The organism is Mycobacterium sp. NPDC050551 (assembly GCF_040674075.1).
Lineage (GTDB): Bacteria > Actinomycetota > Actinomycetes > Mycobacteriales > Mycobacteriaceae > Mycobacterium.
This window is the reverse complement of sequence record NZ_JBFARC010000001.1, coordinates 1,101,208-1,121,542: the sequence shown is the minus strand read 5'-3', so window position 1 is coordinate 1,121,542 and position 20,335 is coordinate 1,101,208. Positions and strand designations below refer to the sequence as shown.

Below are 20,335 nucleotides of genomic sequence, written 5' to 3'. Positions count from 1 at the left end.
GGCCTCACTTCCTGTCGTGCACCGCCAGGTAGTGCTCGGACACCGCTGGGCCGTCGATGTACCGCTCGACTGCCTCCTCGATCAGCCGGTCCTGGCCGGTGAGGCGGACGTAGTGCTGATGCATGTGCTCGCCCCACGACCGCACGATGAACGTCTCCACGAACGTCGCCTCGTGCTCGACGCTCCGGAAGAGGCGCCACTCCGCTGCCCCGGTGCGCTGCCGGGACCGACCCAGCACGGCCATCGCCGCCAGGAAACCCTCCTCGTCGTCGGCTGCGACCCGATACGCCGTCGTCACCATGACCGGCCCATCCAACGGTTCGGGCTCGAAGGTGAGCGTCGGTTCGGGCCAGTGCGCGGACGGCGTCAGGTCGAGGTTGCCGGTGCCGGCGTGCAGCGGCCACCACAGCGACGACAGCCCGCACACCAATAACAGCGCCGCGCTCACCAGCAGGCTGATCGAACTCGTCGTGGACCCCGCGAGCACTCCCCACACCACCGAACCCAGCGCCTGCCCGCCCATGAAGATCAGCTGATACACCGACAATCCGCGGGCCCGCACCCATGCCGGCAGGTTCAACTGCATCGACGCATTCAGCGTCGACAACGACAACAGCCACGACGCGCCGCCGACGACCAGCGCCAGGAACACCACCGCGAAGATCGGCACCAACGCCAGCACCGCGGTGGCCAGCGCGAAGCCCGCCGCGCCCACCGTCAGCAGCGTGTTCTGGCCGAACCGCGCACGCAGCCGCGACAACAGGAACGCGCCGAGCACCGCGCCCGCGCCGAGCGCCCCCAGCAGCAATCCGTACCCCGCGGACGACAACCCCAGCCGGTCCTTCGCGATCACCGGCAGCAGACCCCAGATGGCGCTACCCGGTGCGATGAACAACGCCGCCCGCAACAGGATTCGTCGCACGATGGGGGAGCTGCGGATGAACCGCCCGCCCGCGCTCAGCGCCGCCAGCGCCCGCTCCGGGGGATAGCCGCTCTCGACGGCGGGGCGCCGCCACGCGATGAGGACGAACACGATCCCCACGAACGAGACGGCATTGAGCGCGAACACCAGGGTCGGTCCGGACAGCGACACCAGGACGCCGGCAATGGCAGGTCCGATCGCCCGCGCGCCGTTGATGCTCATGCTGCCCAACGCGGCCGCCGCCGGAATCTGCTCGGCGGGAACTAGATCAGGCTGGATCGCCTGCCACGCCGGTGCGGTCAGTGCCTGCCCACAGCCGATGACGAACAACAGCATCAGCAGCACCGCCGGTGTGGTCAACCCGAAGCCGGTCAGCGTGGCGAGCAGACCCACCCCTGCCGCCATCGCACCCTGGGTGGCGATCAGGAGCCGCCGTCGGTCGATCAGATCCGCGAGGACACCCGACGGCAGTGCCAGCAGCATCACCGGCAGCGTGGTGGCGGTCTGCACCAGCGGAACCAGGACAGCCGCCCGCGGATCGCCGACGAGCATCCACTGCGCACCGACGGTCTGCATCCAGGTGCCGAGGTTGGAGACGAGCTGCGCGATCCACAGCGAGCGGTAGACCGGCGAGCGCAGCGGCGCCCACGTCGACGTCGCCGCCGTCACTGCCCTCGCCGCTGTCATTCCGCCCCCTGTCTGGACCTCTGGTCACTGTAGGGGTGGGTGCCCGCTCCCGCGTGGTTCAGTCGGCGCGCGTCAGAACAGCGACAGCTGGCGGGTGTCCTCGTCGCCGAATTTCTGCGGCACCGGGCGCTGGCGCACCTTCACCGGCCACCAGAACCACCGCCCGAGCAGCGCGGCGATCGACGGCGTCATGAACGACCGCACGATCAACGTGTCGAACATCAGCCCGAGCGCGATCGTCGTCCCGATCTGGCCGAGCACCGTCAGGTCGCTGAAGATGAACGACGCCATCGTGAATGCGAACACCAGGCCCGCGGCCGTCACCACCGAGCCGCTACCGGCCATCGACCGGATGATGCCCGTGTTGATGCCGGCGTGAATCTCCTCCTTGAACCGCGACACCAACAGCAGGTTGTAGTCCGACCCCACCGCGAGCAACAGGATCACCGCCAACGGCAGGATCACCCAGTACATCTGGATGCCGAAGATGTGCTGCCACACCAACACCGACACCCCGAACGACGCTCCCAGCGACAGCGCGACCGTGCCCACGATCACCAGCGCAGCGACGATGCTGCGGGTGATGAACATCATGATCAGCAGGATCAGGGTCAGTGACGCGATGCCGGCGATGATCAGGTCGTAGTGCGCCATCTCCTGAATGTCCTGGTACGTGGACGCCGTCCCGCCGATGTAGATGCTCGACCCCGCCAGCGGCGTGCCCTTGACCGCCGCCTTTGCGGCGTCGCGCATCTCGTTGATGTGCGAGATGCCCTCGGGTGTCGCAGGATCGCCCTCGTGCGTCACGATCATCCGCGCCGCCTTGCCGTCCGGAGACAGGAACAGCTTCAGCCCCCGGATGAACTCGGAGTTGCTGAAGACCTCCGGCGGCAGATAGAACGAGTCGTCGGTCTTCGACGCGTCGTACGCCTTACCCAGCGCCGTCGAGTTCTCCAGCGCCTTCTGGGTCTGGTCGTAGATGCCGGACGTCGTCGCGTAATTCGTCATCGTCAGGTCGCGGTTGGTCTCCTGCACCGCGATCTGCGGCGGGATCAGCGCCAGCAACTTCGGCTGCAGCTCATCGAGTTTGGCGATGCTCCCCGACACGCTGGCCAGCTGATCGGTCAGCTCACCGATACCGTCCAGCGCGTCGAACAACGATCGGAACGCCCAGCAGATCGGGATGTCGTAGCAGTGCGGTTCCCAGTAGAAGTAGTTGCGGATCGGCCGGAAGAAGTCGTCGAAGTTGGCGATCTTGTCCCGCAGCTCCGCGGCGATCGCCACGGTGTTCTGGAACGCCTCGCTCTGCTCGTGGGTGATCTCGCCGGACTGCTGCTGCAGCGCATACTGCTGCCGCAGGGTGTCGATCGAGGTGTTGATCTCACTGACCTGCTTGAGCAGATCCTGCGCCCGGGCCTGTTGATATGGCAGGTTGTTGATCTGCGCCGCGCTGTTGGCGCTGATCTGGAACGGGATCGACGTGTGGTCCAGCGGCGTGCCCAGCGGCCGCGTGATCGACTGCACCTGCGCGATGCCCTCGGTGTGGAAGACAGCCTTGGCCACCCGCTCCAGCAGGATCATGTCCGTCGGGTTGCGCAGGTCGTGATCGGTCTCGATCATCAGCAGTTCGGGATTGAGCCGCGCCTTCGAGAAGTGCCGCTCCGCCGCCGCATACCCGACGTTCGACGGCGCATCGTCGGGCATGTACGCGCTGACGTCGTAGCTCACCTTGTACCCGCCCAGCGCGCCGATGCCGACGAGTGCCAGCGCCATCGTCGCGATCAGGATCGGCCCGGGCCACCGCACGATCGCCGTGCCGATCCGCCGCCAACCACGTTTGGCCGTCTTGCGCTTCGGGTCGAAGCGGCCGAGCTTGCTGCCGATCACCAGGACGGCCGGCGCCAGCGTCAGTGACGCGACCAGCGCGACGAGCACGCCGATCGCCGCCGGGATGCCGAGGCTCTGGAAGTACGGCAGACGGGTGAAGTGCAGGCACGCCACGGCGCCGGCGATGGTCAGCCCCGACCCGAGGACGACATGCGCGGTCCCGCGGTACGCGTCGTAGAAGGCGGCCTCGCGGTCCATGCCCTCGTTGCGCCGCTCCTGATAGCGGCCGAGCCAGAAGATCATGTAGTCCGTGCCGGCAGCGATCACCAGCAACGTGAGGATGTTCGTCGAATACGTGGACAGGCCGATGAGTCCGGAATCGGCCAGGAACGAGACGATTCCGCGGGCCGCCGACATCATGATGAGCACGGTGACGAGCGCGAGGATCATCGTCACCGGCGAGCGGTAGACGATCAGCAGCATCACCGCGATCACGCCGACGGTCAGCAGCGTGACGAGCACCGTGCTCTCGTTGCCGACCTCGAACTGATCCGCGATCTGCGCCGCGGAGCCGGCGACATAGGCGTGGATGCCCTGCGGCGCAGGCGTATCGGCGATGATCTTTCGCAGCGCGTCGACTGATTCCAGCGACAGCGCTTCGCCCTGGTTGCCGGCGAGGAACACCTGCACGTAGGCGGCCTTGCCGTCGGGGCTCTGCGAGCCGGCGGCGGTCAGGGGGTCGCCCCAGAAGTCCTGGACGTGCTGGACGTGCGTGGTGTCGGCCTCGAACCGCTTGACGAGTTCGTCGTAGTAGGTGTGCGCTTCGGCGCCGAGGGGTTGATCGCCCTCCAGCACCATCATCGCCGCGCTGTCGGAGTCGAACTCCTCGAACTTCTCGCCGATGCGCTGAAACGCCTGCAGCGAGGGCGAATCCGGTGAACTCAACGCCACGTTCTGTGCTTCGCCGACCACTTCGAGCTGGGGCACCAGCACGTTCGTCAGGGCGGCGATGGCCACCCACGCCAGCACGATCGGGACGGCCAGCCTGCGGATCCACCGGGCGACACGGTCGGTCTTCGCCGGGCGCTCGGCGAGGTGCTGGCTCATCCGGACTTGTCCAGGCAGAAGGTGAAGGCGTTCAACTGGGTGACCGTTCTCTCGTCCTTGACGACGTCGTCGATCGTGATCCGGCAGCCGATGGAGTCGCTGTCACCCTGGGCGGAGACGTTGACGAAGACCGCGGGCTGGGTGGTCGTGGTGTCGTACGTCCACGGCAGGGTCGCGCCGTCGACGCGCTGCGGCTGGGCGTCGATGTCGGTGTAGGTGATGGTCGCGACGGTGCCCGGCGGGCCGTACACCTCCATGAGGACGCGCTTCGGGTCGAACGGGACGATCTCGTTGGCGGCGCCGCTGGGGGTCGAGGTGACGTCCTTGGATCCGAAGATGCCGTTCAGCCGGTACACCGCGAAGCCCGCGACGGCGATGACGACGATCGCCACCAGGATCATCCACTGCCGCAGCAGGCGGCCACCGAGCGAAATCCGCTGCATACGTGAGCCTTTCGACGGGCGGCGGCATTTTGACATGCCTCGGCGACCGGCGACCCGCCGGCTCGAGTCATATCAACTTGATTGACAGTACGGTACGGGACCGTACTGCTCAACCCTTTGCTCGCGACAAGATCATCGGATGTTGTGACGGGTGAGACTGGGGATGAGCACGTTGTCCACGAGGTCGGTGACGGTGCGCCGGGACGGGTTCCGTCCGTTCAGCAGGGTGCGGAAGATGAGGTAGCCGGGCAGCACGTCCCAGAGGTCATCGGTGACGGCGGTCGACGTGATCTCGCCGCGGTCGACGGCCCGCGCGAGGACATGAGACATCAACGCTTTCCGCTGGTCCAGGAACCGCTCCTGCATCGTGGTGGCGAGATCCGAGCTCCGGGAGATCTCCACGAGCACCGCGCGAATGGTGCCCGCGTGGGTGTTGACGTGGGCGCGGATCTGCTCGCCGAGCTCGAGCAGGTCGCCGCGCAGCGTGCCGGTGTCCGGGTCGACGGCGACGTGCCGGGTGCCCTCGACAAAGGCCGCCAGCACGAGTTCGGCCTTGGTCGGCCACCGCTTGTACAGCGTTGCCTTGCTCGCGCGCGCGGTGGTGGCGACGGCGTCGACGGACAGCCGGTCGTACCCGTGCTCCTGGAGCAATTCCAGGGTGACCGCCAGCAGCTCGCACTCCCGCGGCGACCACGGGGTGTCCACGTCTTCGACGCTTCGGGTCACGCGACTCCAATCGGCATGTGCGAACGAGTATCCGGCATTGTGCTCCACCGCGGACAAGATCGCACCCGTGTGGCCGAGGTGGGTGGCGCGCTGCTCGAGAACAGTGACGGCCTGCTCCCGTCAACAAATGCTGACGGGAGCGGGTCATTGGCACTGGCTCAGAAAGCCGCAGCCAACGCCGGGCGCATGACAAATAAGGGGCGCGGGGAAAAACGCCGAAAAAGAGAGACCGAAAGCCGCAACCTCTGTGGTCTCTCGGGATGTCCGCACACGTGCGGGATCCGCGCCAGACTCAAACTAGCCGCGCGCCGCGGCGACCCGCAAGGTCACCGCGCATTGCGCAGCGCGACCAGCGACACCAGGCCCATCTCGCGATACAGCACCTCGGGCGGAAGCTGCCTGAACCCGCGGACACCCGGGATACCCGTGGCAGTCTGCGCGATCTTGCGGGCGATCCGGTAGTCCACGTCCTTGAGCGAGCCGCGGTCGGTCACCGCGTCGAGCAGCGCGGACAGCCCGGCCACCGCGAACGGGCTCGTCGTGTCCAGCATGACGTTGGTCGCGGCGACGAGGTGGCGGGCACGCTCACGCGCCGTCATCTCCGACAGTGTCGGCGCGGCGCCATCGATCCGCGCTGCGATGCGGGCGACGAAGCGGCGCAACCGATGCGGGCCCAGCGTGACGGTGCCTGCCGACGTCACCGACATGCCGAGGCAGTCGATCCGGTCCCTTCCGCCGTAAGCCGGGTCGACCGTGCACGGCTGGCCGTTCCCGCTCAGGGCGGTGCGGATCTCCTTGCTCAGCTTCCGTTTCACCCCCAGCTCCGCGACGAGCGTGTCTATGCGGGCGTCCGCCTCGTGGATCACCGCGAGATCGGGGTGGGCGATCATGAAGTCGTCGTTGTAGCGGGCATAGAACACGCCGTCGAGTCCGCTGATCGCGCGGTCCATCGGCACCACGGCCAGATTCCCCAACAGGGGGACCAGGGGCGTGCCCATCGCGACACCGTTGAGCCGGGTGAACTCGGAGCCGTCCTCGTCGCGCACCACGGGCCGCACCAGTGTGGTGACCAGATCCCAGGCGGCACTGCCGATCTCACCACCGGCGCTGCCCAGCGACGCGACCTCCCGCAGGGTGTGCCACAGTGCGGCGTCCGGTCCGACCGGCAGGTTGTCGCCGTACTTCTCGAAGTCGGACTGGAGCACGTACAGCGGCTCGCCCCTCGGACCGACACGCTCGCGGTGGGCGCGGATGAACGCGGCGAACGCCCGCATCGCGCCGACGTTCGTCAGGCCCGGCAGGTAGGACCAGACACCGGGCAGCCCGTAGCAGCGGGCGTTGTGCGACAACACCTTGAACAGCGCCGAGCCGACCACATGATCGACGAAGCCGGCCAGGTGGGCGGTGCGGCGCTTGCCCCCGGTCTCGAGGAACCACAGGTCGACGGGCTGGGGCCGGTAGGTACCGTCGGCGATGCTGCCGGCGATAGCGCGGGACAGCTTCTTGCGGTCCGTCGCCGCGTCGAAATAGCTGACGCCAGAAGACACCTCGTTGAAACCGAGCCCCTGCTCGTTGCGCTTGGCGTAGATGCGCAGAATCGTGGACTCGTACGTCGCGGGATCGACCAGGCAGCGGTCGATGTCGATGGGTTCAAGCGCCACGGCCGGTGCCCTCCCACTGGCCGAGTCGCCACGCCCGCAAAGTCCGCAGCCAGCGCTGGAACCGCGCCGGCTCGGGGTCAGGCGGCAGCAAGAAGATCATCCGCACTTTGTTCTCGTGGAAGATCGGCGACAGCCAGCGGCCCGCCACCGACACCACCAGTGCGTCGTCGTCCAGGCTCTTCATGGCCGTGGTCAGGATCGCCGGCACCAAGTCCTCGTCGAGTGTTCGCATCACCCGGGCGCCCGCGCGGGTGTCCAGATCGGCGACCGTGCCGTCGGGAAAGATGTCGAGGAATTCCGGCCCGAGGTGGTCGGGGCTCTGCGGCGCTCTGGGCACTCCCGCAATGGGTTTGATCCACTGCGCGGTGACGATGCGGTCGAGGGCGGCACGGCCGTCAGCCGCCGGCTCTCGCCAGTAGCGGCCTCGGTTGGCGGCGCCACCCGTGACGGTCTGCACCTCGAGGTGCGGTTGCCGGTCCTGGTCGATGTCCGACTCACGCTCGTAGAAGACCAGGGACGTCGCGGAATAGAACGCCAGCCAGCCGCTGCCCGCCAACGTCTTTCGCATCGTGTCGATGGCCGCCGCCCGCTGCCGTTGCGGGATCCACTCCGGAACGGTGATCGTCCCGGCGCGCACCGGTCCCGGTTCTGCGGCCAGCGCCCGGATCCAGTCGCCGAGCGGCAGCTGGGTGGCCGGCGGGGGGCTGCGGTCCTCGAGGTGCTGCACGTTGATGTGCACGATCAGCAGGACGATCATCGCCGCCGTGAGCTCGAGCAGGTCGGAGGCGGGATTGACGTCGATCCACACGAGCACGAACAGCAGTCCGGTGAACGCGATGGTCAGGTTGAGCGCGGGGAACCGGCCCTCGGCGAACAGCCGGATCTGATAGGTGCCGATGAAGCTGCGCACGACGAACAGCGGCAGCAGCGCCAGCAGGAACCCGAACGGGATGCCGGGCAGCACGAACAGTCCCAGCGCCACGGCCAGCGCCCAGAAGTACAGCGTGACCACCGGCGTGACGAGGAGCAGCCGGTGGAAGAACCACAACCGGTACTCGCGGAGGGCCGGAATGCGACGCAGCCGAACGAAATCGAAGTAGAACACGGCTGTCGCCTCATAGGCACCGCGGAACAGCGGGAGCACCAGGTAGAAGAACTGAAAGGCATCGATGTCGCGCCACGCCTCGAACCCGGCGGTCAGGTCGAACGAGCGGGTGCTGGTGCCGTAGATGCCGGCGATCGCGAGCACGGCGATCGCATCGAGCCGCAGGCCGAGGCCCGCGAGCGTGGTGTCCACCCCCTGCCGGAACGGGATCGAGGGCAGGCGAGCACGCAGCGGCTGCGCCGCCCGGTGATTCGGCGAGACGCCGTTGAGCCGGTAGAGGCGCAGGGTGAAGTGGATGGTGATCCAGATCGAAAGCGCGTTGGACGCGATGATCGCGACGATCACGGCGGCGGTCGGATAGAACATCGCCCCGGCGCCGATCACCGCGATCTGCACGACCGTCGGGGCGAACAGCGTCCACAGCGGCCGCCAGATCCGCCGGGTGGCGTACATGCCGGAATGCAGCACCCGCACCGGCATTCGCAGTGCGAGCTCGATGACGACGAGGAACGCGTAGAGCAGACCCATGGGATCGCCGTCGGAGGGCAGCAGGGACAGCACCACCGCCGCGCCGGCGACGGCCACGGTGGTCGCCGCGATCACCGACAGCACCAGCCAACTGCCGATCTCACGTTCGACGGCGTCGCGGTCGCGGGTCAGGGAGAACGCGCGCAGACGTTCGCGCATCACCTCCAGCAGTCCCCACCAGGCGCCGCTGACGATGAGGCTGCCGACGCGCAGGATCATCACCGTGAACGCCGCCAGCCCGCCGAGGGCGGTGAGGATGATCAGGAACTCGGCGACGTGGACGACGAACGCGATGCCGTCCACGAGCAGCGCGTAGCGCAGGCGGTAGCGAAAGTACTCGAACATCCTGCCGGTCAACAGGCAGCCGTACAGCGAGACCGTGCGCTGCCTGCGGCGGCCGGTGCGTTCGAACCACCGGTCGATGTCGTTCACCGGGGCTTCCTCCGCGACGGCGACACGTCCGCGCACCTTTCGTCGACGATCGCGCAACGCCGAGGCGTTGCCGTGGGAGGCTGGAGCCCGGGATTGACCTGCTTTTCCCTGCCTAGAAGGGTGCGCCATGCGGCGAGGCGACGCAGCCGTATTGTCGATTTCCGCGGCGCTGGCCGCGGTCGTCGTCGCTGCCGTCACCTATAGCGTGACCGTACTCGACCGGACGCCGAATCCGTCGGCGCTGGTGTCCGACGACACCGCCGCGAGTTGGCTGGTGCTCACCTGGGCGCCGAGCTTCTGCACCGTCGAACCGCAGAACGAGGCGTGCGAGACCGGCGAGGTCGACGCGGTGGGCCGGACGCTGGTTCTGCACGGCCTGTGGCCGCAGCCGCGCGACCGCCAGTACTGCGGTCTCCCAGAGCAGTTGCGGGACAAAGAGTCTGAGCTGCCACCCGTGGAGTTGTCGGGCGAGACCCAGGACCGGCTGCGGTCGACGACGGTCGACACGGCGGCGCTGGTGCACCATGAGTGGTACACCCACGGCACCTGTGCGGGGGTCTCGCCGGACAGCTATTTCGGCGATGCGACGACGCTGACCGACGAGGTGCGCGAGGTCCTCGACCCGGTGCTGCGCGATGCCCCGGGTGGGCGGCTGACGCTGGCCGCGGTCCGTTCACGCATCGACGACGCCTTCGGCGCCGGGGCGGGCGAGCGGGTCGGGCTGGGCTGCCGGAACACGGCCGGGGCGGGCGCCGTCGTCGTCGACGTGCGGCTGTCCCTGCCGCCGGTGGTCGCGCTGCGGGACTCCGACGGAACCGTGTCGCTGGCGGACTCGCTGCGCGAGGGCCCGCCGATGCCCGCGCAGTGCAGGCACGGCAGCGTGTTGTGAGACTGCATGCGTCAACATATGTTGACGCGCGCGGGATGTTTGTGTCCCGAGATCTGCTCAGCGACCGGCGGACTCGTCGACCGGGGGTGCCGGCGCGCGTCGGCGGGTGAGTGCGACACCGGCCAACGCCAGCGCGCCGCCGACGAGTGCCAGCGCGGTGGGGATCTCCCGGAGGAACACCCACGAGACGGCGATCGCCACCGCCGGGACCGCCAGCGTCGTCGCGGCCATCGCGCCAGCGTTCGTGCGGCTCAGAGCGAAGGCCCACGTCGTGAATGCCACCGCGGTCGGCCCGATGCCGAGATACACCGCACCAAGGACGGCGCCCGCGGAGGCCGCCCGCAACTCGTCGATCGCCTGCGGGGCGAAGGGGAGTGTCGCCACCATGCCCACGACGCAGCCCAGCCAGGTCGCGGTCATCGCGTCGACCGTGCGAAGTGTGACCTTCTGCAGCAGCACGCCCGCCGCGTACAGCACCGCGGCGAGGAGTCCGAGAACCACGCCCAGCCAGTCGTTCTCGGCGCCTCCCGAGCTGGACACCGCGATCAGCGCGACGCCGAGGAACGCGATGACGATTCCCGCGACGAGTTGCCGTGGGAATCCCTCGCCGAGGAACAATCCCGCGAACACCGCGACGATGACGGGGGCGAAGTTGACGAGCAGGGCGGCGGTTCCGGCGTCGAGATGCTGTTCGGCCCAGTTCAGGACGGCCGTATAACCGGCGAACCACAGCAGTCCGTAGCCCGCAATCAGGGCCAGCGCTCGTCCGCGCGGAATGGACACGCGGCGGTAGGCGAGCGCGATGCCCACCAGCAGGACGGCGCCGACGACAAGGCGCACGAACGCGAGCGGCCCCGGCGACAGCTCCGTGCCGACTGCCCGGATGACGACGAAGGCCGATCCCCACAGCAGGACCGTGACAATGGCGGCGGCGATCGCGAGCCGGTCGGTGGTGTCGGGGCGCACGGCCAACTCCACCACGGCGGGTGAGGACCCGACAAACGATTTTGTGCGCGCTGGCATGCGTCAAGCGAGCCGTGCCACCATCGAGGTATGGCCGACGACGACATGCAGTCCGAGCGCGAGTTCAACCGACAGAACATCGAGGAGTTCCGCAACAACGGCGGCAAGGTGGGCGGCCAGTTCGAAGGCTTCCCGCTCATCATCATGACCTCCACCGGCGCCAAGTCCGGCGCCGAGCGGGAGAACCTCATCGCCTACTTCGACATCGACGACACGCTCTACGTCGTCGGCTCCGCCGCCGGCCGCGACGCCAGCCCGGCCTGGGTGTTCAATCTGCGGGCGAACCCCGCCGTCACCGTCGAGATCGGCGACCACCCGCGCAGGCCCTACACCGCCCACGAGCTGGCGCGTGACGAGCGCGACCGTGTGTGGGAGATCGTTAAGGAGCGCGCGCCCGGCTTCACCGAGTACGAGAAGCGCACCGATCGCGTCATCCCGATCTTCGAGCTCGCGCCCGTCGCCTGACGCCCAGCCCGTCGAGGAAGAGCTCGACCATTCGGTGGACGTGTCCGGTGCTGCCGTCGGGTCCGGGCAGGGTCAAATTGCCGACGGCGTAGAGCAATTCGAGCGCTGTGACGTCCTCCCGCACCTCGCCCGCGGCGATGGCTGACGTCAACAACGTCTCCAGCGCCGGCCGTAGCCGCTCGTCGAAATAACCGGGCAGCGCGTCGAACGCGGGATCGCCCGAGTGCAACGCCGCGGCCAATCCCTGCTTGGTCGCGATGAACGAGCTGTAGCGCCGCAGCCATTGCTTCAGTGCCTCGGCGGGGCCGTACTCGGCCGCCAAGGCGGGTGCCGCGTCTGCGCAGGCGTCGACCTCATGGCGGAAGACCGCCACCACCAGATCCGAGCGCTGCGGGAAGTGCCGGTACAGCGTGCCGACTCCGACGCCGGCGCGGGCGGCGATGTCACGCACGGGCGCGTCGACCCCAGACTCGGCGAACACCGCCGTGGCCGCCTCGACGACGGCCGACAGGTTGCGCTGCGCGTCGGCGCGGACCCGGCGAACCCCACCCGGCACCGCATCGTCGCCCGTCACCGCCACTCCCTTGCCTAAACGGAACTCGGTTCCGTATAGTTCTGGATCGTTGTTCCGTTTACCTATCGTAGGGCACGCGCCCAGTTCTGGAGACACCCATGTCCCACAAGCAGCATCCCCTCGGCTCCGGCTTCACCGCCGCATCGACCGCCGACGACGTCCTCGCCGGCATCGACCTCACCGGGGTCAAGATCGTCATCACCGGCGGCCACGTCGGCCTCGGGCTGGAAGCGACCCGTGCGCTGAGCAGGGCGGGCGCCGCCATCACCGTTGGCGCCCGCAGTCCGGAACGGGCTGCCCCGTCGCTGGCCGGGCTCGAGCACGTCGACGTCGCACCACTCGACCTGCTCGACCCGCCGTCCATCGACGCGTTCGCCGCCGCCTACGTGAACTCAGGGCGTCCGCTGCACGTGCTGATCAACTGCGCTGGCATCATGGGCGGCGACCTGGTGCGCGACGCCCGCGGCTACGAGGCGCAGTTCGCCACCAATCACCTCGGCCACTTCCAGTTGACGCTGGGGCTGCTTCCCGCGCTGCGCATTGCACACGGCGCCCGGGTGGTCAACGTGTCCTCCGGCGGCCACATGCTCTCCGACATTCGCTGGGATGACCCGCATTTCACCACGGGGTATGACGGCATGCTCGGCTACGGCCAGTCCAAGACGGCGAACGTCCTGTTCGCGGTCGAACTCGACCGGCGCTGGGCCGCCGACGGGATCCGCGGCTACGCGCTGCACCCGGGTATCGCATTTGGGACCAACCTCGGCCCGTCGATCACCACCGAGGAACTCCAGGCGATGGGCGTCCTCGACGACAGCGGACAGCCGATCATCGACCCCGACCGGGAACTGAAGACGCCGCAGCAGGGCGCCAGCACCATCGTGTTCGCCGCGACCAGTCCACTGCTCGACGGCATCGGCGGCGTTTACCTCAAGGACAACGACGTCGCGCCGCTCACCGAAGCACGCATCGACGACGCGTGGGGCAAAGAGCCGCTCATCATGCCCGGCGTTGCGTCCCACGCCGTCGATCCCGAGTCTGCGCAACGGCTCTGGACGTTGAGCGAGGAACTGATCGCACGCGGCGCTAGCTGATGCCGATGAACGGGCTGATCGCGTCGCGCGCGAACTGGAAGACATTGGTCTGCGGGCTGCCGTCCGGGTAGCTCACGGTGGCGAGCACGTTCCCGCCGGCGTCGATGAAGTTCGTGTCCGCACGATCCTGATGCGTCGACGACGTCACCAAGATGATTCCCGTCGCTCCGGCTTCCTTGGCCAGAGGCACCGAGAACCGGGCATTCTGCACCGTGCTGTTCGCGCGGTCCTCCACGATGATCCGGTTCGGTGGCAGCCCGAGCATCGTCAGCATCTGCCGCATCTGCGCGGCCTCGGTCACGCCGTTGCGCGGGTTGCCGCCGGTCACGATCACCGGCGACTGCGGAAAGAACTGCGCCACCGTCAGACCCGTGAGCACCCGTCGCCGCAGGATCGTGCGCATCGACCCGTCCGGGTTCAACCCGTAGCCGAGGATGACGATCGCCGGCTTCCGAAAGTCCTTCGTCGCGGCCGCAGGCTGGGCTTGCGCCACTGGCGCCGACACGTCACCCATCAGCGCGGCAGCCGCCAGTGCGACCGCACCCACGGCGGCCTTCCACCCCTTGCGCACCCGACCTCCCCGACACGCCGACCAATGATCTTGACAGTTACTGATGGTGTGATCGTGCCTGCAGTGGCGGCTGTTACACAGGAATGAGATCGGCGCCACAGCGGTTGGCACGGGCATGGCGAAGATGACGAGCGAGGAACGCGAAACCTACCTGGCGGAAGTGCACGTCGGGGTGATCGGCGTCGAGCGGCCTGACCGCGCGCCACTGGTCGTGCCCATCTGGTACTGGTACGAGCCGGGCGGCGAGGTAGTGCTCTGGACCGAGTCGAACTCCGTCAAGCTCAAACTGATTCGCGACGCCGGCCGCTTCGCCATCACTGCGCAGGACGAGCAGCCGCCGTATCGCTACGTCACCGCAGAGGGCGATCTGACCGGCATCGAGCCCGCGACCGACGACGCCGTGCGCAAGATCGCCATCCGCTACCTCGGCGAAGAAGAGGGCAACCAGTTCACCGACCAGAACCTCACCGACACATCGGTGCTCATCCGGATGCGGCCGACGCGCTGGCTCAGCACTGACTACACCAAGGAGGGGTGAGCCTCACTCTTGCCGGATGATGTTCGAGTCGGTGACGCTGCCGATCTTCGGCGACCCCGACTTGTAGATGATCGTGTTGTCGAATCCCGAGGCGCCGATCTCCGCCGAGGAGTCGACCGTGATCTCGTTGTTGACGCCCGACGCCGACACGAGCGCGCATTCGCCCGTGATCGTCACGACGTTCGCCACGCCGCTGATGTTGACGATGCCGTCGTCGCAGTTGACCGTCGTGACGGTCTGGATCCCCGACACGCTCACCGTTTCCCCCGGGCCCGCCTCGAGCGTCTGGGTGCTTCCCGGCAGCCCCGGTAGCCCGGTCGGGATCCCGCTCGGCAGCACCGGCATCGACGGGATCTGTGGCATTTGCGGGATCTGCGGCTCGTCGAGCAGGCCGCCGCCACCGGCGACCGTGGGGTTGCCGGCCACCGGTCCGTCGGCGTCTCGCCCCATCGCGTACCAGATCAGGACGCCGGCGCCCGCGGCCGCCATCAGGAGCACGATCGCGACGAACGCGAGGACGCCCGTCTTCTTCGCCGCTGCCGGCGGGCCCATGCCGTAAGGCGTCGGGTAGCCGGGCGGGGGAGGAGGAGGCGGGTAGTACTGCTGCGCGGTGTACGGCTCGGTCGGGTATGGCGTCGAGTAGGACTGTGTGCCCAGCTCAGAGTTGTAGGCCCGGTCGGCCAACGGACGCTCGAGGTCGCGAATCCGGGCTTCCGGGTCGTCGTTCGGGTCCATAACCGCAGATGTTCCCACATCTAGATCAGCGGCGGGGCTGAAGCGGTTGCCGGACTGTTCATTCCGGCGGCAACATCCTTAGATGATCTAGTTGTGATCCGCGTCACGAACACGTTTAATTGTGTTCGCCACCACAACGGAAAGGCCGCTGATGGACGCCCTGAACCCCGGGTCACTCTCCTCGCACTCAGTTGCTGCGCACGACCGCGCCCCGCTGGATCCGCGCTGGGTGTTCGGCTTCGTCCTCGCGATCATCGGCGTCGTCGCCGCGATCTCCGGCGTGGTGCTGGCCGTCATGATGGGGCAGACCACCGTCGCCATCATCATCGGCATCGTGGCCGGCGCGTTCTTCGCCCGCATCGCGGTTTAGCCACGCTCGCCTGCACTGCGGGCAACTCTGCGTAGCATCGGCGCGGTGGACACCGCGCACCTGCACATCGACAAGCAGACCCCAGACGCCTACAAAGCGCTGATCGGCGTCGCGACCAGCGTCACCTCAGCGGCCAAGGACGCCGGCATGTCGCGCGGCCTCATCGAACTCATCAACGTGCGGGTGTCACAGATCAACGGTTGCCCGTCCTGCCTCGAGGTGCACGTCCGCCGCGCGAGCGGCGCCGGCGTCACCGTCAAACAGCTTGCGACACTGTCGGTCTGGTGCGACACCGAGCTGTTCGACGACCGCGAGCAGGCCGCGCTCCGCCTCGCCGAGCTCACCACCACCCTGCCCGACCACGACACCGCCGAGCGCGAATATGCCCGCGCGCGAGAGGTACTCAGTGATGACGAGCTGTCCGCCGTCATCTGGGTCGCCACCGCCATGAACGCATTCAACCGGGTGTCGATCCTCAGCCGGCACCCCGTCAAGCCCGACTAGGGTCCATGACCACGAGCTACTTCGCGCGTCATCCCGATGCGCTCCCGTGGGCGTACGTGGTGACAGCGCCGCTGCTGTGGCCGGCGATCTTCCTCGGCGCTGTGTCGCTGACCCGTGGCGGTGGGGACTCGTGCGACCGGGTCTATGACGGTGACTGGGCGTCTCGCGATGCAGAGTTCCGCGCCATGCAGATGATGCAGGTAATCGGATCGGGGGTGATGATCGCGATCGGCTGTGCGTTGATCGCAGTCCTCATCGCCCGTCGCCGGCGGATCAGTCGGATCCGGCTCACGCTCGCCATTGTGGCAACCGCCGTGATGATCCTCGCGTACCTCGGCATGATCGCCGTGTCCGGCTACAGCACCGACTGCCTGGTGTGACTAGTCCGCCGCGCTCACCACGAAGCTGATCGTCGTCGCCGTGCTGCCGCCGAAGTTGAGCGTGCCGAACGTCCGGGCACCCTCGACCTGATAGTCGCCGGCCGTCCCGCTCACCTGCTTGGCGGCGTCGACCAGCATCCGCACTCCGGTCGCGCCGACGGGATGGCCGCCACCGATCAGCCCGCCGCCCGGGTTGATCGGCAGCCGCCCGCCCAGCGCGATGTCGCCGTTCTCGATCGCCTTCCACGATTCGCCCGGGCCCGTCAGGCCGATGTGGTCGATCGCCATGTACTCACTCGGCGTGAAGCAGTCGTGCACCTCGAAGCCGTCGACGTCGTCGAGATCCACCTGCGCCCGGCCGAACGCATCCTGCACCGTCGCGTGCACGTGCGGCATCACGTACGGCGACTCCGGATTCCGGCCCAGCTTCTGCGCCAGGCCCAGCCCGACCGTGCGGTGACCCCAGCCCTTGATCCGCGCGAGAGGCCGCACCGCCGGATTCGCCCGCAGATAGCCATCGGTCACCAGCACCACACCCGCACCGCCGTCGGTCAACTGCGTGCAGTCCGAACGCCGCAGCCGGCCCTCCACCCGGGGATTCGCCTCGTCGTCGTCCCCGTCGACCGTCAGGTCCGGCAGTGACCACGACCGTGTCTGCGCGTTCGGATTGCGCTTGGCGGCCTCGAAGTTCGTCGATGCGATCGCATGCAGATGCGTGTGGTCGAGTCCCCACCGCCGGTCGTACTCGTCGGCCACCCGGGAGAACACATACGCCCACATGTTGTCCGCGTCGACGTTTTCGTGTCCCGTCCACGCCGCCGCTCCGAGGTACTCCGCGCCGACCCGGCCGGGCACCGTCTTCTCCAGCTCCAATCCGACGACGAGCGCCACCTCGTGAAACCCCGCCCGCAACTCCGCGACCGCGCCGAGCACCGCCGCGCTGCCCGACGCGCACGCCGCCTCGTGCCGCGACGCGGGCACGCCCCACAACTCGTCGTTCACCGTCGCCGGCATCGCCCCGAGATGGCCCTGTGCGCTGAACATCTCGCCGAACGCATTGCCGACGTGCACCGTCCCCATGTCGCGGCCACTCAGGCCCGACGACGCCAGCGTCCCGTCGACCACCTCGCGCGCCAGGTCGGCGAAGTCGCGGCCCTCGCGCGTCAGGTTGCGGGCGAAATCGCTCTGGTGCGCCCCGACGATCCAGATGTCCTCAGCCATGCCCCTATGGTTCAGTTGACAGAGTGACTCTGTCAACCATAGTTTGAGGCGATGCGGGTCGAACTGCTCAACACCTACGCCTCGACGCTGCCTGCGGACGACGCCCACCGCTACCGCACCGGGCCGTGGCGCCCCCAGCTCAACGAGTGGCGCGCCGACGACCTCGACGTCGTCCAGGGCGAGATCCCCGCCGACCTCGACGGGGTCTACCTGCGCAACACCGAGAACCCGCTGCACCCGCCGATCGAGAACTACCACCCCTTCGACGGTGACGGCATGATCCACGTCGTCGAGTTCCACAACGGAACGGCCAACTACCGCAACAGGTTCGTCCGCACCGACGGCTTCGTCGCCGAACAGGACGCAGGCGAATCGCTGTGGGCCGGCTTCCTCGAGATGCCGGGATCGGCCAAGCGTGACGACGGCTGGGGCGCCCGCACCCGGATGAAGGACGCCTCGAGCACCGACATCGTCGTGCACCGCGGCATGGCGCTGTCGAGCTTCTACATGTGCGGCGACCTCTACCGCGTCGACCCCTTCACCGCCGACACCGCGGGTAAGGAGGACTGGGTGCCCGAGTGGGGTGTCTCGGCGCACCCGAAGGTCGACCCCGTCACCGGCGAGTTGCTGTTCTTCAGCTACAGCAAGGAGGAGCCGTACCTGCGCTACGGCGCCGTCGACAAGGACGGCAACCTGCTGCACACCACCGACGTTCCGCTCCCCGGCCCCCGCATGCCGCACGACATGGCCTACACCGAGAACTACGTCATCCTCAACGACTTCCCGCTTTTCTGGTCACCCGAACTGCTCAAGCACGACGTGCACGCCCCGGCCTGGCATCCCGACCTGCCATCGCGCTTCGCCGTCGTCCCGCGCCGCGGCGACCAATCGAAGGTCATGTGGTTCGAGACCGACCCGACCTACGTGCTGCACTTCACCAACGCCTACGAGGACGGCGACGAGATCGTCCTCGACGGCTTCTTCCAGGGCAATCCGTCGCCGTCGACCAAGGGCGCGAAATCCCTGGAGGACGCCGCCTACCGCTACCTCGCGCTCGACGCCTTCGAGTCCCGGCTGCACCGCTGGCGATTCAACCTGACGACCGGTGCGGCCACCGAGGAACGCCTCGGCGACCACCTCACCGAGTTCGGCATGATCAACGGCGAGTATCAGACCCGCGACTACCGCTACGTCTACGCCGCCACCGGCAAGCCCGGCTGGTTCCTGTTCGACGGCCTGGTCAAGCACGACCTGCGGGCGGGCTCCGAGGAGCGGATCACGTTCGGCGACGGGGTGTTCGGCAGTGAGACCGCGATGGCGCCGCGGGTCGGCTCCACCGGCGAGGACGACGGCTACCTGGTCACCCTGACCATGGACATGAACGACGACGCCTCCTACTGCGCGGTCTACGACGCCGCCCGCATCGGCGACGGCCCCGTCTGCACGCTTCGGCTGCCCGAACGTGTCTGCAGCGGAACGCACTCCACCTGGGTGGCCGGCGCCGAGCTGCGGCAGTGGCACACCATGCGATGAGCTCGCTCTTCGAGCTGCAGGCCGGCGACACCAACGCCATCGGGCGTGCGCTCGCCCTGCTCGGTGACGAGTGGACCCTGCTGCTGGTGCGCGAATCGCTGATGGGCGCAACCCGTTTCAGCGACTTCGCGGTGCTGCCGATCTCCAACGCGGTGCTCACCGGCCGGCTGCAGGCCATGGTCCGCGACGGGCTGCTGCAGCGGGAGATCTACCAGCAGCAGCCGCTGCGCGCCGGGTACGTCGCCACGCCGGAAGGCCGCGCGCTGTGGCCGATGCTCGTCGCCATCTGGCAGTGGGAACGCACGTGGTCCGAGCACCGCACCGATGCCCTGCCCGACATGCACCACCGCGACTGCCGCCACGACTTCTCTCCGGTGCTGCACTGTGCGCACTGCGGGCAGACCGTCGAGTCGCAGGACATCACCGGGCGGTGGGGGCCGAGCGGCGGCTGGCAGCGCTCGGTGCCGCGGGCGGTCACCCGCCGGCGGACGGGCAGCGATCCCGCGGGCCTGTTCCCCGACACCATGGCCATCGTCGGCAACCGGTGGTCCTCGGCGGTGATCGGCGCCGCGTTCCTCGGCACCCGCCGGTTCACCGACTTCCAGAACCGGCTCGAGGCGCCCGGCGCGCTGATCGCCGACCGGCTGCGGGTGTTCTGCGACATCGGGGTACTGCAGGCCGCCGCCCATCCGAAGCGCGCCGACTGGTCGGAGTACCACCTGACCCCGAAGGGACGGGCGTTCTTCCCCGTCGTCGCGACGGCCATCCACTGGGCGCAGGCGCACTACTCGTCACCGGAGGGGCCGGCGCTGCTGCTCACCCACGACGGTCACAAGTTCGCACCGCAGCTGGCGTGCGACCAGTGTTCGGCGGCGCTGACGGGCAACAGCATTCAGGTGCGGCCGGTGGACGGCGACGCGGTCGACCTCGGCTCCGCCTGACACCGCGGGATGAATCCGCGCACGGCCATCCGTTCTGGCGGTCGAGAAGGACGCCACAG

At 68.2% G+C, this 20,335-nt stretch carries 20 protein-coding genes; 9 read left to right on the top strand and 11 right to left on the bottom strand.

Going from position 1 to position 20,335, the window contains the following annotated elements; translation table 11 throughout:
• Positions 1-4 precede the first annotated feature (4 nt).
• From AB0K11_RS05385 to AB0K11_RS05360, 6 genes are all read right to left on the bottom strand, one after another.
• The gene (locus AB0K11_RS05385; RefSeq protein ID WP_364973034.1) at positions 5-1,609 is read right to left on the bottom strand and encodes an MFS transporter; all 1,605 of its coding nucleotides are present in this window, start codon (positions 1,607-1,609) and stop codon (positions 5-7) included.
• 72 nt (positions 1,610-1,681) lie between these two features.
• Positions 1,682-4,543: an MMPL family transporter gene (locus AB0K11_RS05380; RefSeq protein WP_364973032.1), complete on the bottom strand. Its 2,862-nt coding sequence runs from the start codon at positions 4,541-4,543 to the stop codon at positions 1,682-1,684.
• Entirely contained in the window at positions 4,540-4,986 is a 447-nt protein-coding gene (locus AB0K11_RS05375; protein ID WP_364973030.1) for an MmpS family transport accessory protein, read from the bottom strand. The genes AB0K11_RS05380 and AB0K11_RS05375 overlap by 4 nt, the downstream gene beginning before the upstream one ends.
• Before the next feature lie 132 nt (positions 4,987-5,118).
• The gene (locus tag AB0K11_RS05370; RefSeq protein ID WP_364973027.1) at positions 5,119-5,712 is read right to left on the bottom strand and encodes a TetR/AcrR family transcriptional regulator; all 594 of its coding nucleotides are present in this window, start codon (positions 5,710-5,712) and stop codon (positions 5,119-5,121) included.
• Positions 5,713-6,038: 326 nt separating this feature from the next.
• The gene (locus tag AB0K11_RS05365) at positions 6,039-7,373 is read right to left on the bottom strand and encodes a hypothetical protein (protein WP_364973025.1); all 1,335 of its coding nucleotides are present in this window, start codon (positions 7,371-7,373) and stop codon (positions 6,039-6,041) included.
• The gene (locus AB0K11_RS05360) at positions 7,363-9,438 is read right to left on the bottom strand and encodes a hypothetical protein (RefSeq protein ID WP_364973022.1); all 2,076 of its coding nucleotides are present in this window, start codon (positions 9,436-9,438) and stop codon (positions 7,363-7,365) included. The genes AB0K11_RS05365 and AB0K11_RS05360 overlap by 11 nt, the downstream gene beginning before the upstream one ends.
• 151 nt (positions 9,439-9,589) lie before the next feature.
• Between AB0K11_RS05360 and AB0K11_RS05355 the strand changes: the two genes are divergently transcribed.
• Entirely contained in the window at positions 9,590-10,327 is a 738-nt protein-coding gene (locus AB0K11_RS05355; protein ID WP_364973019.1) for a ribonuclease T(2), read from the top strand.
• Positions 10,328-10,384: 57 nt separating this feature from the next.
• Here the strand turns inward: AB0K11_RS05355 and AB0K11_RS05350 are convergent, their stop codons facing one another.
• Complete coding sequence (locus AB0K11_RS05350) at positions 10,385-11,293, bottom strand: DMT family transporter (protein WP_364973017.1); 909 nt, start codon at positions 11,291-11,293, stop codon at positions 10,385-10,387.
• An 87-nt stretch (positions 11,294-11,380) separates the two neighbouring features.
• On the opposite strand from AB0K11_RS05350, the gene AB0K11_RS05345 reads away from it, so the two are divergent.
• Positions 11,381-11,815 carry a nitroreductase family deazaflavin-dependent oxidoreductase gene (locus tag AB0K11_RS05345; protein ID WP_364973015.1) on the top strand — a complete coding sequence of 145 codons (435 nt, stop codon included), beginning with the start codon at positions 11,381-11,383 and terminating at the stop codon, positions 11,813-11,815.
• On the opposite strand, the gene AB0K11_RS05340 is transcribed toward AB0K11_RS05345, so the two are convergent.
• On the bottom strand, positions 11,781-12,389 hold the full coding sequence (locus AB0K11_RS05340) for a TetR/AcrR family transcriptional regulator (protein WP_364973012.1): 609 nt from the start codon (positions 12,387-12,389) through the stop codon (positions 11,781-11,783). The two genes, AB0K11_RS05345 and AB0K11_RS05340, sit on opposite strands and share 35 nt — an antisense overlap.
• A 98-nt stretch (positions 12,390-12,487) precedes the next feature.
• Here AB0K11_RS05340 and AB0K11_RS05335 point away from each other — a divergent pair, with 98 nt between their 5' ends.
• Positions 12,488-13,483 carry an SDR family NAD(P)-dependent oxidoreductase gene (locus AB0K11_RS05335; protein WP_364973010.1) on the top strand — a complete coding sequence of 332 codons (996 nt, stop codon included), beginning with the start codon at positions 12,488-12,490 and terminating at the stop codon, positions 13,481-13,483.
• On the opposite strand, the gene AB0K11_RS05330 is transcribed toward AB0K11_RS05335, so the two are convergent.
• Positions 13,476-14,054: a YdcF family protein gene (locus AB0K11_RS05330; protein ID WP_364973007.1), complete on the bottom strand. Its 579-nt coding sequence runs from the start codon at positions 14,052-14,054 to the stop codon at positions 13,476-13,478. The two genes, AB0K11_RS05335 and AB0K11_RS05330, sit on opposite strands and share 8 nt — an antisense overlap.
• Before the next feature lie 115 nt (positions 14,055-14,169).
• Here AB0K11_RS05330 and AB0K11_RS05325 point away from each other — a divergent pair, with 115 nt between their 5' ends.
• Positions 14,170-14,592: a pyridoxamine 5'-phosphate oxidase family protein gene (locus tag AB0K11_RS05325; RefSeq protein WP_364973004.1), complete on the top strand. Its 423-nt coding sequence runs from the start codon at positions 14,170-14,172 to the stop codon at positions 14,590-14,592.
• Between the two features lie 3 nt (positions 14,593-14,595).
• Here AB0K11_RS05325 and AB0K11_RS05320 read toward each other — a convergent pair whose 3' ends face one another.
• Positions 14,596-15,327 carry a DUF3060 domain-containing protein gene (locus tag AB0K11_RS05320; RefSeq protein ID WP_364973001.1) on the bottom strand — a complete coding sequence of 244 codons (732 nt, stop codon included), beginning with the start codon at positions 15,325-15,327 and terminating at the stop codon, positions 14,596-14,598.
• Positions 15,328-15,478: 151 nt separating this feature from the next.
• Between AB0K11_RS05320 and AB0K11_RS05315 the strand changes: the two genes are divergently transcribed.
• Genes AB0K11_RS05315 through AB0K11_RS05305 form a run of 3 tightly spaced genes read left to right on the top strand, consistent with a single transcriptional unit; the run spans position 15,479 to position 16,581 of the window.
• Positions 15,479-15,697, top strand: coding sequence for a hypothetical protein (locus AB0K11_RS05315; RefSeq protein WP_364972999.1), 219 nt, complete (start codon positions 15,479-15,481; stop codon positions 15,695-15,697).
• A gap of 45 nt (positions 15,698-15,742) precedes the next feature.
• A complete protein-coding gene (locus tag AB0K11_RS05310) occupies positions 15,743-16,201 on the top strand; it encodes a carboxymuconolactone decarboxylase family protein (protein ID WP_364972997.1) in 459 nt (152 codons plus the stop codon).
• A 5-nt stretch (positions 16,202-16,206) separates the two neighbouring features.
• Positions 16,207-16,581: a hypothetical protein gene (locus AB0K11_RS05305; protein WP_364972994.1), complete on the top strand. Its 375-nt coding sequence runs from the start codon at positions 16,207-16,209 to the stop codon at positions 16,579-16,581.
• On the opposite strand, the gene AB0K11_RS05300 is transcribed toward AB0K11_RS05305, so the two are convergent.
• Complete coding sequence (locus AB0K11_RS05300) at positions 16,582-17,802, bottom strand: acetyl-CoA acetyltransferase (RefSeq protein ID WP_364972991.1); 1,221 nt, start codon at positions 17,800-17,802, stop codon at positions 16,582-16,584. It abuts the gene before it with no gap.
• 51 nt (positions 17,803-17,853) lie between these two features.
• On the opposite strand from AB0K11_RS05300, the gene AB0K11_RS05295 reads away from it, so the two are divergent.
• A complete protein-coding gene (locus AB0K11_RS05295; protein ID WP_364972989.1) occupies positions 17,854-19,335 on the top strand; it encodes a carotenoid oxygenase family protein in 1,482 nt (493 codons plus the stop codon).
• Positions 19,332-20,276, top strand: a complete 945-nt coding sequence (locus AB0K11_RS05290; protein ID WP_364972987.1) for a winged helix-turn-helix transcriptional regulator — start codon at positions 19,332-19,334, stop codon at positions 20,274-20,276. Before AB0K11_RS05295 ends, AB0K11_RS05290 begins: the two co-directional genes overlap by 4 nt.
• Positions 20,277-20,335: the final 59 nt, after the last annotated feature.

Coding starts and splice junctions, on each gene's coding strand:
- AB0K11_RS05290 (WP_364972987.1), top strand. CDS start 19,332: ATGAGCTCGCTCTTCGAGCTGCAGGCCGGCGACACCAACGCCATCGGG.
- AB0K11_RS05375 (WP_364973030.1), bottom strand. CDS start 4,986: ATGCAGCGGATTTCGCTCGGTGGCCGCCTGCTGCGGCAGTGGATGATC.
- AB0K11_RS05325 (WP_364973004.1), top strand. CDS start 14,170: ATGGCGAAGATGACGAGCGAGGAACGCGAAACCTACCTGGCGGAAGTG.
- AB0K11_RS05315 (WP_364972999.1), top strand. CDS start 15,479: ATGGACGCCCTGAACCCCGGGTCACTCTCCTCGCACTCAGTTGCTGCG.
- AB0K11_RS05295 (WP_364972989.1), top strand. CDS start 17,854: ATGCGGGTCGAACTGCTCAACACCTACGCCTCGACGCTGCCTGCGGAC.
- AB0K11_RS05300 (WP_364972991.1), bottom strand. CDS start 17,802: ATGGCTGAGGACATCTGGATCGTCGGGGCGCACCAGAGCGATTTCGCC.
- AB0K11_RS05335 (WP_364973010.1), top strand. CDS start 12,488: ATGTCCCACAAGCAGCATCCCCTCGGCTCCGGCTTCACCGCCGCATCG.
- AB0K11_RS05385 (WP_364973034.1), bottom strand. CDS start 1,609: ATGACAGCGGCGAGGGCAGTGACGGCGGCGACGTCGACGTGGGCGCCG.
- AB0K11_RS05345 (WP_364973015.1), top strand. CDS start 11,381: ATGGCCGACGACGACATGCAGTCCGAGCGCGAGTTCAACCGACAGAAC.
- AB0K11_RS05380 (WP_364973032.1), bottom strand. CDS start 4,543: ATGAGCCAGCACCTCGCCGAGCGCCCGGCGAAGACCGACCGTGTCGCC.
- AB0K11_RS05320 (WP_364973001.1), bottom strand. CDS start 15,327: ATGGACCCGAACGACGACCCGGAAGCCCGGATTCGCGACCTCGAGCGT.
- AB0K11_RS05305 (WP_364972994.1), top strand. CDS start 16,207: ATGACCACGAGCTACTTCGCGCGTCATCCCGATGCGCTCCCGTGGGCG.